The organism is Halomonas sp. SS10-MC5 (assembly GCF_015992245.1).
Lineage (GTDB): Bacteria > Pseudomonadota > Gammaproteobacteria > Pseudomonadales > Halomonadaceae > Halomonas > Halomonas sulfidoxydans.
The window spans coordinates 3,090,385-3,104,395 of sequence record NZ_CP065435.1 but is presented as its reverse complement, the minus strand read 5'-3'; the positions used below and the strand labels follow the sequence as shown (position 1 = coordinate 3,104,395).

12 protein-coding genes are annotated in these 14,011 nt (G+C 64.7%); 8 read left to right on the top strand and 4 right to left on the bottom strand.

Features of this window, described 5'->3' with window-relative positions; genetic code table 11:
* Positions 1-45 precede the first annotated feature (45 nt).
* A complete protein-coding gene (serS, locus tag I4484_RS14490; RefSeq protein WP_197447955.1) occupies positions 46-1,335 on the top strand; it encodes a serine--tRNA ligase in 1,290 nt (429 codons plus the stop codon).
* On the opposite strand, the gene I4484_RS14485 is transcribed toward serS, so the two are convergent.
* Positions 1,313-2,086, bottom strand: a complete 774-nt coding sequence (locus tag I4484_RS14485; protein ID WP_330932873.1) for an SIMPL domain-containing protein — start codon at positions 2,084-2,086, stop codon at positions 1,313-1,315. The two genes, serS and I4484_RS14485, sit on opposite strands and share 23 nt — an antisense overlap.
* A 177-nt stretch (positions 2,087-2,263) precedes the next feature.
* Between I4484_RS14485 and I4484_RS14480 the strand changes: the two genes are divergently transcribed.
* Positions 2,264-3,424 carry an AI-2E family transporter gene (locus I4484_RS14480; RefSeq protein WP_111413743.1) on the top strand — a complete coding sequence of 387 codons (1,161 nt, stop codon included), beginning with the start codon at positions 2,264-2,266 and terminating at the stop codon, positions 3,422-3,424.
* Positions 3,425-3,438: 14 nt separating this feature from the next.
* Here the strand turns inward: I4484_RS14480 and trxA are convergent, their stop codons facing one another.
* Positions 3,439-3,762: a thioredoxin gene (trxA, locus tag I4484_RS14475; protein ID WP_197447954.1), complete on the bottom strand. Its 324-nt coding sequence runs from the start codon at positions 3,760-3,762 to the stop codon at positions 3,439-3,441.
* A gap of 398 nt (positions 3,763-4,160) precedes the next feature.
* Here trxA and fdhF point away from each other — a divergent pair, with 398 nt between their 5' ends.
* The 3 genes from fdhF to cysB all read left to right on the top strand — a co-directional run bounded on the left by fdhF (position 4,161) and on the right by cysB (position 8,728).
* Entirely contained in the window at positions 4,161-7,124 is a 2,964-nt protein-coding gene (gene fdhF / locus I4484_RS14470) for a formate dehydrogenase subunit alpha (protein WP_197447953.1), read from the top strand.
* Positions 7,124-7,609 carry a DUF1641 domain-containing protein gene (locus I4484_RS14465; RefSeq protein ID WP_197447952.1) on the top strand — a complete coding sequence of 162 codons (486 nt, stop codon included), beginning with the start codon at positions 7,124-7,126 and terminating at the stop codon, positions 7,607-7,609. The genes fdhF and I4484_RS14465 overlap by 1 nt, the downstream gene beginning before the upstream one ends.
* A 147-nt stretch (positions 7,610-7,756) precedes the next feature.
* Positions 7,757-8,728 carry an HTH-type transcriptional regulator CysB gene (gene cysB, locus I4484_RS14460; RefSeq protein ID WP_197447951.1) on the top strand — a complete coding sequence of 324 codons (972 nt, stop codon included), beginning with the start codon at positions 7,757-7,759 and terminating at the stop codon, positions 8,726-8,728.
* A gap of 55 nt (positions 8,729-8,783) precedes the next feature.
* Here the strand turns inward: cysB and I4484_RS14455 are convergent, their stop codons facing one another.
* Both I4484_RS14455 and pabB read right to left on the bottom strand, forming a co-directional pair.
* Positions 8,784-9,401 carry a phosphoadenosine phosphosulfate reductase family protein gene (locus I4484_RS14455; RefSeq protein WP_197447950.1) on the bottom strand — a complete coding sequence of 206 codons (618 nt, stop codon included), beginning with the start codon at positions 9,399-9,401 and terminating at the stop codon, positions 8,784-8,786.
* 125 nt (positions 9,402-9,526) lie between these two features.
* Positions 9,527-10,897, bottom strand: coding sequence for an aminodeoxychorismate synthase component I (pabB, locus tag I4484_RS14450; RefSeq protein WP_197447949.1), 1,371 nt, complete (start codon positions 10,895-10,897; stop codon positions 9,527-9,529).
* Positions 10,898-11,131: 234 nt separating this feature from the next.
* Between pabB and I4484_RS14445 the strand changes: the two genes are divergently transcribed.
* From I4484_RS14445 to prpC, 3 genes are read left to right on the top strand one after another with little or no spacing between them, the layout of a single operon-like run.
* Entirely contained in the window at positions 11,132-11,842 is a 711-nt protein-coding gene (locus tag I4484_RS14445) for a GntR family transcriptional regulator (protein WP_197447948.1), read from the top strand.
* 33 nt (positions 11,843-11,875) lie between these two features.
* On the top strand, positions 11,876-12,766 hold the full coding sequence (prpB, locus tag I4484_RS14440) for a methylisocitrate lyase (RefSeq protein ID WP_197447947.1): 891 nt from the start codon (positions 11,876-11,878) through the stop codon (positions 12,764-12,766).
* A 49-nt stretch (positions 12,767-12,815) separates the two neighbouring features.
* The gene (gene prpC / locus I4484_RS14435) at positions 12,816-13,943 is read left to right on the top strand and encodes a 2-methylcitrate synthase (RefSeq protein ID WP_197447946.1); all 1,128 of its coding nucleotides are present in this window, start codon (positions 12,816-12,818) and stop codon (positions 13,941-13,943) included.
* Positions 13,944-14,011 lie beyond the last annotated feature (68 nt).

Below are 14,011 nucleotides of genomic sequence, written 5' to 3'. Positions count from 1 at the left end.
TTTATCCTCTATTTCCGTTTCGCTTTCACTCAGGGGCTGGATGCCATGCTCGATCCCAAACTGCTGCGCAGCGACCTCGATGCGGTCGCCCAACGACTGGCCAAGCGCGGCTTCACGCTCGATACCGGCCGTCTCGAGGCGCTGGAGTCCCGCCGTCGCGAACTGCAGACCGAGACCGAGAATCTGCAGAACGAGCGCAACACCCGCTCCAAGGCGATCGGCAAGGCCAAGGCCGCCGGCGAGGACATCCAGCCGCTGCTCGACGAGGTGAGCGACCTCGGTGACCGCCTCGACGCCGCCAAGCGTCGATTGGCCGATGTGCAGGAGGAGTGGGAGGCGCTGGTCAGCGGAATTCCCAACCTGCCCCACGACAGCGTACCGGTGGGGGAGAGCGAGGAGGAGAACGTCGAGCTGCACCGCTGGGGCGTGCCGCGTGAATTCGACTTCGAGGTACGCGACCATGTCGACCTCGGCGCGCTCAAGGGGGAACTGGACTTCGAGCTGGCGGCCAAGCTGACCGGTTCGCGCTTTGCCGTGATGCGTGGCCAGATCGCCCGCCTGCACCGGGCGCTGACCCAGTTCATGCTCGACAAGCAGACCCTTGAGCACGGCTACGAGGAGTGCTACGTGCCCTACATGGTCAACGAGGCCTCGCTGTTCGGCACCGGCCAGCTGCCCAAGTTCGGCGAGGACCTGTTCCGGCTGGACGATGAGCGCAGCTATCACCTCATTCCCACCGCCGAGGTGCCGCTGACCAACTTCGCCCGCGACGAGATCCTCGACTTCAAGGCGCTGCCGCTCAGGCTCACCGCCCATACGCCTTGCTTCCGCAGCGAGGCGGGCTCCCACGGTCGCGACACCCGCGGCATGATCCGCCAGCACCAGTTCGACAAGGTCGAGATGGTACAACTGGTGGAGCCCGAGACGAGCTATGCGGCATTGGAGGAGATGCGCGGCCACGCCGAGGCGATCCTGCAGGCGCTCGAGCTGCCGTATCGGGTGGTGACGCTGTGCACCGGCGACATGGGCTTCGGCGCGGCCAAGACCTACGACCTGGAAGTGTGGCTGCCAAGCCAGCAGACCTACCGCGAGATCTCCTCGGTGTCCAACTGCGAGGACTTCCAGGCACGGCGCATGCAGGCGCGCTTCCGCCATCCCGAGCAGAAGAAACCGCAGCTGCTGCACACGCTCAACGGGTCGGGGCTGGCGGTAGGGCGCTGCCTGATCGCGGTGATGGAGAACCACCAGAACGCCGATGGCTCCATCACCGTGCCTGAGGCGCTGCGCCCCTACCTGGGCGGTATCGCCACGCTCAATTCTCGATCTCCCAGCTGACGCTGACCCCCGCCTCGATGACGATCGTCCCGGGGCGGTAGTCGGCCTGGCCGGCGCTCTCGCGGGCATCGGCGCTCATCGCCATCATGCGCGGCATGTAGATGGGAGGGCGCGTCTCGCTGATCGAGGCCACCGCCCCCAGCGAGACGCTCATGGCGCGCGCCATCAGCTCGGCCTTGTGGCGAGCCTTCTCCAGAGCCTTCACCAGCGCCTCGTCGAGCGCGGCATCGCGATCGGCAAGATCGTAGCTGATGCCATCCATGGCGTTGACCCCGGCCGCGGTCAGGGCATCGAGCAGTTGCGGCAGACGGTCGAGGTCATCGACATGAACCTGGAAGGGGCGGTCCAGGCGCGTGCGCATCAGCGTGCCATTGTCGCTGTCGCTCTGCCGTGGAGCGGGAACATACTCGGGCTGCACGCTGAGTGAGCCGGCGCTGATGTCGTCGCGTTCCACGCCCGCTGCTTCCAGCGTACGGATCAGGGCCGAGGCACGCTCCTCCAGCCGATCACGGGCCTGGCGCAGGGCATCGGCACCGGTGTCGTCATCGTGACGCGCCACGGCTGGGGTGCGCTCCCATAGCCGGGCGTTGAGCGTGGCGCGATCCGGTACCACGTCGAGCTGGGCTTCGGCCTGGACGTCCAGGCGGGCGCGCGGTTCCTCGGCCTGTGCGGTGGTTCCCGTCAGCGGGATGACAGCCAGCAGGCCGCCCAGCAGCAGGTAGCGTAAGCGTAACGAAGACATCGAGGACATCGAGTAGGCCTCCTTGCAGTAAGCATGCGAAATCGCGCGGGATCGCGCCGGACGGGATAGAGGGGCCAGCCCGGAGCGGTATGGCACCTCGTCCCACCGTCACCGGGACGGGCAGGTTTGTGCACGCGCCCGGTAACGGTCATGATAAGCAGGACGAGCCGGACAGGGATAGATGGCATGCTTCACCGCGACGACAACGTGCGATACGGTCGCCCGCTCACCTTGACGCTGGCCCTGGCGGCGCTGGTGGTGATCATTGCGGGCATACGTGCCGGCGCCGACCTGATCATCCCCATCCTGCTGGGACTGTTCATCGCCGTGATCTGCACGTCGCCGGTGAACTGGCTCCACCGCCTGGGCCTGGGCCTGCGCCTGGCGGTAGTGGTGACCCTGCTGGTGATCGGTGGCTTTCTTTCCCTGGTGGGGCTGCTTGCGGTCAATGCCTTCGGCACCTTCATCGAAGCGCTGCCCGGCATCGAGGGTCGGCTCTACGAACACTACCTCAACCTGCTCGACAGCCTGGCCGCCATGGGCCTGGCCATCGACCCCGATACGCTGGCCGGCCTGGTCGAACCCGAAGACGAGAGCGGCTGGCTCACGGCCCTGCTGGGGGGGCTTGGCAACCTGCTGATGCAGAGCGTGGTAGTGGCGCTGCTGGTCATCTTCATGCTGTTCGAGACGCTCAGCTTCCGGCGCAAGGTGGCCCGCGCGCTCGACAATCCGGAAGCCAGCCTGCAGCGCTTCCAGGAATTCAGCCAGACGCTCAAGCGTTATCTCGCGGTCAAGACGTTCGTCAGCCTGCTCACCGGTGTCATGGCGTGGCTGGCCTGCCTCCTTGCCGGGGTAGGCTTCCCCCTGCTGTGGGGCGTGCTGGCCTTCGCGCTCAATTACATCCCCAACATCGGCTCTGCCATCGCGGCCGTGCCGCCGGTACTGCTGCTGCTGGTGGCCCAGGACGGCGGGCTGTTGCCGGCCTTCGGCCTGGCCATGGCCTACCTGGCCATCAACTTCGTGCTCGGCAACCTGGTCGAGCCACGCCTGATGGGCCGAGCGCTGGGGTTATCCGCCTTCGTCGCTTTCCTCTCGCTGGTGGTCTGGGGCTGGCTGCTGGGCGTGGTCGGCATGTTGCTCTCGGTGGTGCTGACCATGACCCTGAAGATCGCCCTGGACAGCCATCCCCAGACGCGCTGGATCGCCTACCTGCTGGGGCCGGGAAAGCGCCCGTTCGTCAGTGACGTGATCGACGAGAGAACGTCGTTTCGGATCGAAGTCGAGCCGGGCCTGTCGTCGCCGGAAACGCAAACGCCCCGGCCGAAGCCGGGGCGGGACGAACGTTGACGACTTGGCCGCGTTCAGGCGTTCTGGTCGATGAACTGCACCAGTTGTGACTTGGACTGCGCGCCGACCAGGGAGGCGACCTTTGAGCCCGACTTGAACAGCATGACGGTGGGAACGCCACGAACGCCCTGCTCGGCAGCGATTTCGGGCGCATCGTCGACGTTGATGCTGACCACCTTGAGGCTGTCGGAACGCTCTTCGGCAACCTCGTCGATCACCGGGGCCATGACCTTGCAGGGGCCGCACCAAGGCGCCCAGAACTTCAGCAGCACGGGTTGCTCTGCCTTCAGGACTTCCTGCTCGAAGTTGGCATTGGTGACATCGACGTTATTGGCCATGTGAATCTCCAGTTACGTTGCGCTACATCGAGCGGGTCGGGTGACATGCGTCGGCATGTCCGGTCGGCAGATGTTAGCGGTCGGCCGGGTGTCTGGCAAATGGCCGGTGGCGTTCCCCGCCGAGCCTCGTTTTATGAGGCAGCCGGGTGAGCGCCGAGCCATCCATGACCGGGAGTAGTTCGTCAGCTTAGACAAGCCGGGGGAAGTTGACTAACGTGCCTAGCACGGAGTGAAAGTTATACGGATATGGCTCGGCTCCTGGTGCTGATGGTTATCGTCGCGACCCGGTCGGCAGAAGGCGCTGAGGAGACAGTGCAAGACGCCAAGCGGCCTGGGCAGAACGAGGCGAACCAGACAGGCAGACCTTGTCGTCGGGCCGCGATAGGGAGAGCCGGCTCATGACGTACTGCACCATTGTGTTCGACGGCGAACGTCTGCGCGGCCGCGCCGACGAGCCATTGATCGATTTCCTCAAGCAGCGCGGCCTCGACCTGCCGCATGTCTGTTACCACCCTTCGCTGGGGGCACTCGAGACCTGCGATGCCTGCTGGGTCGAGGTCGAGGGTGAACTCAAGCGCGGCTGCACGCTGAGGAGCGCCGATGGCCTGAAGGTCGAGACCCGTGGCGAACATGCCAGGGCGGCCCGCGAGGAGGGCATGGATCGCCTGCTGGCCAAGCACGAGCTCTACTGCACGGTATGCGAGAACAACAACGGCGACTGCACGCTCCACAACGCCATGGTGGACATGCGGATTCCCATCCAGCGCTACGAATTCCAGCGCAAGCCCCACGCGAAGGACACCTCCAGTCCTTTCTACACCTACGACCCCGACCAGTGCATCCTGTGCGGGCGTTGCGTGGAGGCGTGCCAGAACGTCGAGGTCAACGAAACGCTCTCCATCGACTTCGCCAGCGACAATCCGCGTGTGCTGTGGGACGGCGGCAAGCAGATCAATGACTCCAGCTGCGTCCACTGCGGTCACTGCGTAACGGTCTGTCCCTGCAACGCGCTGATGGAGAACAGCATGAACGGCAAGGCGGGGCCGTTCTCCGCCATGCCGTGGTCGCTCAAGCGGCCGATGATCGAAATCGTCAAGAAGCTCGAGACGACCACGGGGGCGGTGCCGGTATCGGGGCTGTCGGAAATCGACATGCGCCTGCGTCAGCCCGAGACCAAGCGCACCAAGACGGTGTGCACCTACTGCGGCGTCGGCTGCTCGTTCGAGATGTGGACCCGCGACCGCCACATCCTCAAGGTGCAGCCGGTGCCCGAGGCACCGGCCAACGGCATCTCCACCTGCATCAAGGGTAAGTTCGCCTGGGATTTCGTCAACAGCGAGAAGCGCCTGACCATGCCGTTGATCCGTGAGAACGGCCGCTTCCGTGAGGCCGGCTGGGACGAGGCGCTCGACCTGGTGGCACGCCGCCTGCTCGAGGTGCGCGACGCCCACGGCCCGGACAGCCTGGGCTTCATCGGTTCGAGCAAGGGCAGCAACGAGCAGGCCTACCTGGTACAGAAGATCGCGCGTCTGATCATCGGCACCAACAGCGTCGACAACTCGTCACGCTACTGCCAGAACCCCGCCACCAAGGGGCTGTTCCGGACCGTCGGCTATGGCGGTGACGCAGGCTCGATCGCGGATATCGAGCAGGCCGAGGTCGTGGTGATCGTCGGCAGCAATACCGCCGAGAATCATCCGGTCATCGCTTCGAAGATCAAGGCGGCCCACAAGTTGCACGGGCAGAAGCTGATCGTGATCGACCCGCGCAAGCACGAGATGGCCGAACGCGCCGACATCTTCCTGCGCCCCAATGCCAGCACCGATCTGGTCTGGGCCTCGGCCTTGTCGCGCTACATGTTCGACCATGGCCTGGCCGACACGGAATTCCTGGAAAAATGGGTCAATAACGTCGAAGAATATCGTGACTCGCTAGCCCCTTACAGCCTGGAATATGCCGAGCACATCACCGGCATTTCGCGCCAGTCCCTGATCGAGACCGCCGAGATGATTGGCCGCGCCGACAGCGTCTGTCTGCTCTGGGCGATGGGCATTACCCAACACAGCCACGGGTCGGACATCAGCACCTCGCTGTCCAACCTGCTGCTGGTCACGGGCAACTACGGCAAGCCGGGAACCGGCGGCTATCCGATGCGCGGCCACAACAACGTGCAGGGCGCCAGTGACTTCGGCTGCCTGCGCAACATGTATCCCGGTTATGAAAAGGTCACCGACCCCGCAGCGCGCAAGCGCTGGGCCGAGGGTTGGGGGGTCCCCCCCGAACGGCTCTCCGACAAGGTCGGCGAGGGCAACTTCCTGATGGTGCAGTCGGCCGAAAAGGGCAGCATCAAGGCGATGTACGTCATCGGCGAAGAGACGGCGTTCTCCGACGCCAACACGCATAACGTGCATTCGGCGTTCGAAGCGCTCGATTTCATGGTGGTACAGGACGTGTTCCTTAGCCGCACCGCCGAGTTCGCCGACGTGGTGTTGCCCGCCTGCCCGAGCGTCGAGCAGGACGGCACCTACGTGAACACGGAACGTCGTATCCAGCGTGCCTACCAGGTACTCGAGCCCCTCGGCGACAGCCGCCCCGACTGGCGGATCCTCACCGAGCTGGCAGCACGCATGGGGCACGACTGGGGCTATACCCATCCCGCCCAGATCATGGCCGAATGCGCGCGGATCTCGCCGATGTTCGCGGGGGTTTCCTACGAGCGGCTGGAGGGGTGGAAATCACAGCAGTGGCCGGTAGCAGCCGACGGTACCGACTCGCCACTGCTCTACACCGATGGCTTTCCCAACCCCGACGGCAGGGCCAACCTCTACCCCCTTGAATGGCAGGAGCCCGAGGAGACCCCCGACGCGGAGTACGACCTCTCCCTCGACAATGGCCGCCTGCTCGAGCAGTTCCAGGGAGCCAACCAGACGGGGCGCTCGGCGGGCATCTGGGACCAGGTGCCGCACGGTTATGTCGAAGTCAGCCCTGAGCTCGCCGCCGAACGGGGCATCGAGGAGGGTACCTGGGTGCGAATCACATCGCGGCGCGACAGCATCGAATTCCCGGCGGTCATCACCGACCGGGTCGCCGGCAAGACGCTGTTCATGCCCATTCACTTCGGCAAGCCGGGGGTCAATGCGCTGACCGGCGAGCACAACGACCCCGACGTGCAGACCCCGGCCTACAAGGAAACCGCGGTGAAGCTCGAGGTGCTCGACAAGCGCGGCGATCCGCCGCTTCCCGCCCACAACTACCGCCATGGGCGCCCGACGCCGACGACGGGCGTCGAGGTCGAGGTGAAGTGGGCGCGGGGAGACTACACGCTGCCGCCCGCCCGGCAATCCAACCCGAGGAACATGTAATGGCCGAACGAATCTCGCATGACGTGACGCCGCCCAGGATCGGCCCCGATGCCCACGAGGAGCTCGAGCAGCTACTGCAGGTGCTGCATGAGCATGGCGTGCTGCGCCTGGCCAAGGACCTGGTAGGGGCCAATACCTCGATTGCCAGTGTCGTGATGGATGGTCTGGGCAAGGAGTCCACCCTCAATGCCATTCAGAACCTGGCCATTCTTGGCATGATGCTTTCGGACATCCCGCCGGAGCGCTTCTATCGTGTGACGTTCGCCCTCAGGGAGGCGCTGGACCGGATCGGCCAGCACCAGCCCGGCGAGGAGGGCGGCGATGCCCCGGGCGTCAGCGGGGCCTACCGCATGCTCAACGACGATGAGCTGTGGCGGGCGGTGGCGCCGCTGGTGGAGGGGCTCAAGGCGTTCGCCGAGCGTCTCGACAAACCGGTCGACAAGCCGGTCAGCGATTACTTCGGCAAGCCGACCAGCGGCCCTTGAGCAACATTCGTGGTGAGATCCTGAGCAGGGTCGCGTCGCTCCCATGGCCGGAATACTCTTTTGACGATATGCTATTTGGTGATTAGGCAGCGATGTCTAATCACCATTGCATCTGTCTTGCCGGGCGTCAGGGAGCCAAAGTCGACCATGAAACTACAGCAGCTGCGCTACGTCTGGGAAGTGACCCGCCACAACCTCAACGTGTCGGCAACGGCCCAGAGCCTGTTCACTTCGCAGCCCGGTATCTCCAAGCAGATCCGTTTGCTGGAAGACGAGCTGGGGGTGGAAATCTTCGCCCGCAGTGGCAAGCATCTGACCCGCGTCACACCGGCCGGCGAGGCCATCGTGGAGCTGGCCGGGCAGGTGCTGCGGCTTACCGACAACATCAAGCAAGTGGCGCAGGAGCACAGCGACGAGCGTCGCGGCAGCCTGTCGATCGCCACCACCCATACCCAGGCTCGCTACGCCCTGCCGCCGGTGATCGGCGAGTTCACCCGCAAGTATCCGGATGTCGCCCTGCACATGCAGCAGGGCACTCCCAAGCAGATCGCGCAGATGGTCAGCGACGGCATGGCCGATTTCGCCATTTGCACCGAGTCGCTGGAGCTGTTCACCGACCTGATATTGTTGCCCTGCTATCGCTGGAACCGCTGCGTGCTGGTGCCTCGCGGCCACCCACTGGCCGGTGAGGGGGGGGTGACCCTCGAGCGTCTGGCCGAGCAGCCGATCGTGACCTATGTGTTCGGTTTTACCGGGCGCTCCCAGCTCGATGATGCCTTCCGGGCCAAGGGGCTCACCCCCAACGTGGTGCTTACCGCTGCCGATGCCGACGTGATCAAGACCTATGTCAGGCTCGGCCTGGGGGTCGGCATCGTGGCGCACATGGCCTACGATCCCATGCTCGACGACGATCTGGTGGCGCTCGAGGCGGGCCACCTGTTCGAGAGTTCGGTGACCAAGATCGGCATTCGCCGCGGCACCTTCATGCGCGGTTACATGTACGACTTCGTCAAGGGCTTCGCCGGCCATCTCGAGCGGGACCTGGTCGATGCGGCGCTGGCTGCCGGGCCGCGTCACGAGGCCGAGCTGTTTCAGCACGTGGAGCTGCCGGTGCGCTAGAAAAAAGGCGGGCCGAGCTCTGCTCGGTCCCGCCTTGGGCCAGGTCCGGAGGGGGTCAGTGCTGCAGGTGCAGCCCGCACTCGCGTTTCTCTTCCACCTTGGTGGGATCGAAGTAATCGAACTCGTTGGGCAGGTCATGCTGCTGCAGGTACTGGTACATCTGCTTGGCGCTCCAGTGGAGAACCGGGGACACCTTCAGCAGGCCATCGGCATTCTTGCTGACCGGCTGCATGCGTGATCGCTCGGGGGTGTCCTCGGCGCGCAGGGCGGTGAACCAGACGTCCGGTGCCATCTCGCGCAGCGCCCGTTCGAACGGCTCCAGCTTGACCTCACGTGTGAACGCCTCGTGGCGCGGATCGTCGATGCCCGGCATGGGGCCCTCCACCGCCTCGCGGTGAGCCCGGGTGCGCTTCGGCAGATAGGTGATCAGGTTGAGGTCGAGGCGCTCGACCAGTGCATCGGCGAAGCGATACGTCGCCTCCGTGTTGTAGCCATGATCCATCCACACCACCGGGATGGAAGGCAGATGGCGCGTCACCATGTGCAGCAGTACGGCTTCGAAGGGGCGAAAGTTGGTCGTGATGATGGGCTTGCGGCCTTGCGCCAGGGCCCACCGGATCAGCGCATCCGGGTCGTTGCCAAGTTCCTGATTGATAGCGTCGAGTTCAGCCATGGGGGCTCCAGGGTCGTTGATGGCATCTTGGCCCTACCCTACCAAAGGCAGCGAATCGCTCCCCAATATCGTTTCATTGGATGCATATAGCCGAAAGGCAAAAAAGTTGCGGGCTTTATTCCATTTCATGCTTTGCCTCCTTCCAAAGCGGCCATGAGGTGGCGAATCTTGTCCAGCGTCTCGACGTACTCCGCCTCGACATCGGAGTCGGCTACCAGCCCTCCGCCGCCCCATAGGTGGAGGCGTTCGCCATCGGCCACCGCGGTGCGAATGGCGATCGAGGTGTCCATGTTGCCGCGCACGTCGACGAAGCCCAGGCTGCCGCAGTAGACACTGCGTCGGCTCGGTTCCAGCTCGTCGATGATCTGCATTGCCCGCACTTTTGGGGCGCCGGTGATCGAGCCGCCGGGAAAGGCGGCCGCGAGCAGGTCCAGCGGGCGCCGCCCCGCCTCCAGTTCGCCGCATACGATGCTGACCAGGTGATGCACGTTGGCGTAGCTCTCCAGGCCGCACAGTTGGGGTACCCGTACACTGCCTGGGCGGCACACGCGGCCCAGGTCGTTGCGCAGAAGGTCGACGATCATCACGTTCTCGGCACGATCCTTGTGGCTGGCTTTCAGTTCATCGGCCAGGCGTCGGTCCTGCTCGGGCGTGGCGCCGCGCGGTCGCGTGCCCTTGATCGGTCGGGTCTCGACGTGTCCATCGGCTCGGCAGTGCAGGAAACGCTCGGGCGAGAGCGACAGGATGGCCTGCTCGCCCCGCTCGGTCGGCCAGGCCATGTAGCCGGCAAACGGGGTCGGTGTCGCCTGGCGCAAGCGCAGGTAGGCCGACCAGAGGTCGCCACGGTAGGGCGCGCTGAAGCGCTGCGCCAGGTTGATCTGGTAGCAGTCGCCGGCGCGAATGTATGCCTGGACGGCGGCGAAGCGCCGGGCATAGCCGGCACGATCCATTTCGCCGGCGAAGGGAGAGAGCAACTGAAAATCGGCGCCTGGCGGAGCGGGCTGATGCAACCAGCCCAGGACCTGCTCGCGCCTCGCGTGCGTGGCTACCAGCCAGCTCGCTTTCTCGCGATGGTCCTGGATCAAGGCCCAGTCGTAGAGCCCGGTGCGGCTGGTCGGTAGCGCCACCACGGGGGCCGAGGCGTCCCCCACCGGCTCGAGCGCCCGCCCCAGGTCGTAGCCCCAGTAGCCGATCAGGCCGCCGAGGAAGGGCAGGTGGCTGGCGGGGAACTCGAGCGAGAGACTCTCCAGTAGCGCCTGCTGGGCGACGAAGGGGTTGCGCTGCTCGCATAGGGCGCCGTCCACCCTGACGTTGCCCTGCCCGTCGACGCTCAGCAGCGACACGGGGTCGCTCGAGATAATGTCGTAACGACCGCCGAAGGCGGCGGGCCTGCCGCTATCGAGCAGGACGGCTCCCGGGCGCTGGCGCAGGGAAGCGAAGTAGGCGCGCGGGTCCTCCCGATAGGGAAGCGAGCTGATTTGCAGTCTTTCAGTCATCAGGGGGCCTTCCGGAACGGGCCAACCATTCTAGGGGGCAGTGTGCGTTTTGTCGTGAGAGTCGTTGCTTTGTTAACGATCCTCGCGTCAACGCTGGCAAGATTGTCGACATCAAGTGCAGTGACAGTTTCTCGCATTACAACCAAAGGCGTAGGATATCGCTCCGTCAGGGAGGTTGACCAGAGATGAGGCAGTGTCTAAAGTCACTTCATTCACTAATTGTCGACAATTGCCATGAACTCAGCCGCTCCAGAACAAACCTCTCCGGAAGTTCGCACCCTGGCCGAACGCGTCTTTCACCAGCTTCAGGATGCCATCGTCCGCGGTGAGCTGGCGCCGGGCAGCAAGATCACCGAGCCGGGCCTGTCGAAGACCTACGGCATCTCTCGCGGCCCGCTGCGCGAGGCGATGCGTCGCCTGGAGGCTCATCGCCTGATCGAGCGCGTGCCTCACGTCGGGGCGCGGGTGATCAAGCTGTCGATGAAGGAACTGCTCGAGCTGTTCGACGTGCGCGAGGCGCTCGAGAGCATGGCCGCACGCCTGGCCGCCGAGCACATGACCCGCGAGGAGATCGCCGGCCTGCGCGAGGTGCTGGCGCTGCATGAGCGTCAATCGGATCTCCAGAGCGGTGAGGCCTACTACCAGCGCGAAGGCGATCTGGATTTCCATTATCGCATCGTGCAGGGCAGCCATAACCGCATGCTGATGACGATGCTGTGCGACGACCTCTATTACCTGGTGCGGCTCTATCGCACCCAGTTCAGTGCCAGCGGCACCCGGCCCCAGCGCGCCTTTGTCGAACACCACCGCATCGTCGATGCCATCGAGGCGGGGGATGCCGAGCTGGCCGAGCTGTTGATGCGCCGTCACGTCAGCGCCTCGCGGGCCAACGTGGCCGACCGCTACGCCGAGATTCTCAAGGAGCAGGCCGAGGCCACTGCCTGAGGCCGGCTCGAACGATCACACAGGAGCCTATCCATGACGCAACCCACGCCCGGCGCTCGCTTTCGTGCCGCCCTCGACGCCAACCGGCCGCTGCCCATCGTCGGTACCATCAATGCCTATACCGCGATGATGGCCGAGCGGGTCGGCCATCAGGCCATCTATCTTTCCGGCGGTGGGGTGGCCAATGCTTCCTTCGGCCTGCCCGACCTGGGCATGACCACCATGAACGATGTGGTCGAGGACGCTCATCGCATCTGCGGCGCCACCGACCTGCCGTTGCTGGTGGACATCGATACCGGCTGGGGCGGTGCGTTCAATATCGCGCGCACCGTCAAGGAGATGCAGCGTGCCGGCGTGGCGGCGGTTCACCTGGAGGATCAGGTGGCGCAGAAGCGCTGCGGGCACCGTCCCAACAAGGAGATCGTCTCCAGTCAGGAGATGGTCGATCGCATCAAGGCCGCCGCCGACGCACGCATCGACCCGGACTTCGCCCTGATCGCGCGTACAGACGCCTTCCAGAAAGAGGGGCTCGACGCCGCCATCGATCGTGCCAACGCCTGCATCGAGGCGGGCGCCGATGCGATCTTCGCCGAGGCGGTGCATACCCTGGACGATTACCGCGCCTTCTGTGAGCGGGTCGAGGCGCCGATCCTGGCCAACATCACCGAGTTCGGTGCCACCCCGCTGTTCAGCCAGGAGGAGCTCGCCGAGGTGGGCTGTCGCATGGTGCTCTATCCGCTGTCGGCCTTCCGCGCCATGAATGCGGCCGCGCTGAAGGTCTATCGCAGCATCCTGGAAAACGGCCATCAGCGCGACGTGGTCGAGCTGATGCAGACCCGCGACGAACTCTACGACTTCCTCAATTACCACGCCTTCGAGCAGAAGCTCGATGCGCTGTTTGCCGAGAAAGGCGCGGACACCTGAGTCCGACCCGTTACGCCGATAACAACACGCCATATCAAGGAGACACGACATGTCAGACAAACCCATCGGTGGTGCCGGCCTGCGCGGCCAGAGCGCCGGCAGCACGGCCCTGTGTACCGTCGGCAAGACCGGTTCCGGCCTGACCTATCGCGGCTTCGACATCAAGGAACTGGCCGAGAAGGCGCGCTTCGAGGAAGTGGCCTATCTGCTGCTCAAGGGCAAGCTGCCCAGCCAGGCCGAGCTTGACGCCTACGTCAGCAAGCTCAAGGGACTGCGCGGCCTGCCGGCAGCGCTCAAGGCCGTGCTCGAACAGATCCCCAAGGACGCGCACCCGATGGATGTGATGCGTACCGGTGCCTCGATGCTCGGCAACCTCGAGACCGAGGAGAACTTCGAGCAGCAGCAAGACGTCTCCGACCGCCTGCTGGCGGTGCTGCCGTCGATCATCTGCTACTGGTATCGCTACAGCCATGACGGCGTGCGCATCGAGACCGAGACCGACGACGAGTCGGTAGGCGCTCACTTCCTGCACCTGCTACGTGGCAAGGCCCCCTCCGAGCTGCATGCCCGGGTGATGAATGTCTCGTTGATCCTGTATGCCGAGCACGAGTTCAACGCCTCGACCTTTACCGCCCGGGTGTGTGCATCGACGCTCTCCGACATGCACTCCTGCGTGACCGGTGCGATCGGTTCGCTGCGCGGCCCGCTGCATGGCGGCGCCAACGAAGCGGCCATGGCCATGATCGAGAACTGGACGTCGCCGGAAGAGGCCGAGCAAAAGATCATGGGCATGCTCGAGCGCAAGGAGAAGATCATGGGCTTCGGCCACGCGATCTATCGCGAGTCCGACCCGCGCAACGCCATCATCAAGGAGTGGTCGAAAAAACTCGCCGAGGACGTGGGCGACACCGTGCTCTATCCGGTTTCCGAGCGCGTCGAGGCGGTGATGTGGCGCGAGAAGAAGCTGTTCTGCAACGCCGACTTCTTCCACGCCAGCGCCTATCACTTCATGGACATTCCCACCAAGCTGTTCACGCCGATCTTCGTCTGTTCGCGCGTCACCGGCTGGTGTGCCCATGTCTTCGAGCAGCGCGCCAACAACCGTATCATTCGTCCCAGTGCCGACTACATCGGCCCCGAGAAGAGCCAGTGGGTACCGATCGAGGAGCGTGACTGAACCTGCACGTACAGGCGGCCTTCGGGCCGCCTTCTTCCTCGCCCGATCTCACACCACGCGAAGACCGT

Bases quoted from the DNA above. Each gene is read 5' to 3' on its own strand.
- serS (WP_197447955.1), top strand. From the start codon at position 46: ATGCTCGATCCCAAACTGCTGCGCAGCGACCTCGATGCGGTCGCCCAA.
- I4484_RS14485 (WP_330932873.1), bottom strand. From the start codon at position 2,086: ATGTCCTCGATGTCTTCGTTACGCTTACGCTACCTGCTGCTGGGCGGC.
- I4484_RS14480 (WP_111413743.1), top strand. From the start codon at position 2,264: ATGCTTCACCGCGACGACAACGTGCGATACGGTCGCCCGCTCACCTTG.
- trxA (WP_197447954.1), bottom strand. From the start codon at position 3,762: ATGGCCAATAACGTCGATGTCACCAATGCCAACTTCGAGCAGGAAGTC.
- fdhF (WP_197447953.1), top strand. From the start codon at position 4,161: ATGACGTACTGCACCATTGTGTTCGACGGCGAACGTCTGCGCGGCCGC.
- I4484_RS14465 (WP_197447952.1), top strand. From the start codon at position 7,124: ATGGCCGAACGAATCTCGCATGACGTGACGCCGCCCAGGATCGGCCCC.
- cysB (WP_197447951.1), top strand. From the start codon at position 7,757: ATGAAACTACAGCAGCTGCGCTACGTCTGGGAAGTGACCCGCCACAAC.
- I4484_RS14455 (WP_197447950.1), bottom strand. From the start codon at position 9,401: ATGGCTGAACTCGACGCTATCAATCAGGAACTTGGCAACGACCCGGAT.
- pabB (WP_197447949.1), bottom strand. From the start codon at position 10,897: ATGACTGAAAGACTGCAAATCAGCTCGCTTCCCTATCGGGAGGACCCG.
- I4484_RS14445 (WP_197447948.1), top strand. From the start codon at position 11,132: ATGAACTCAGCCGCTCCAGAACAAACCTCTCCGGAAGTTCGCACCCTG.
- prpB (WP_197447947.1), top strand. From the start codon at position 11,876: ATGACGCAACCCACGCCCGGCGCTCGCTTTCGTGCCGCCCTCGACGCC.
- prpC (WP_197447946.1), top strand. From the start codon at position 12,816: ATGTCAGACAAACCCATCGGTGGTGCCGGCCTGCGCGGCCAGAGCGCC.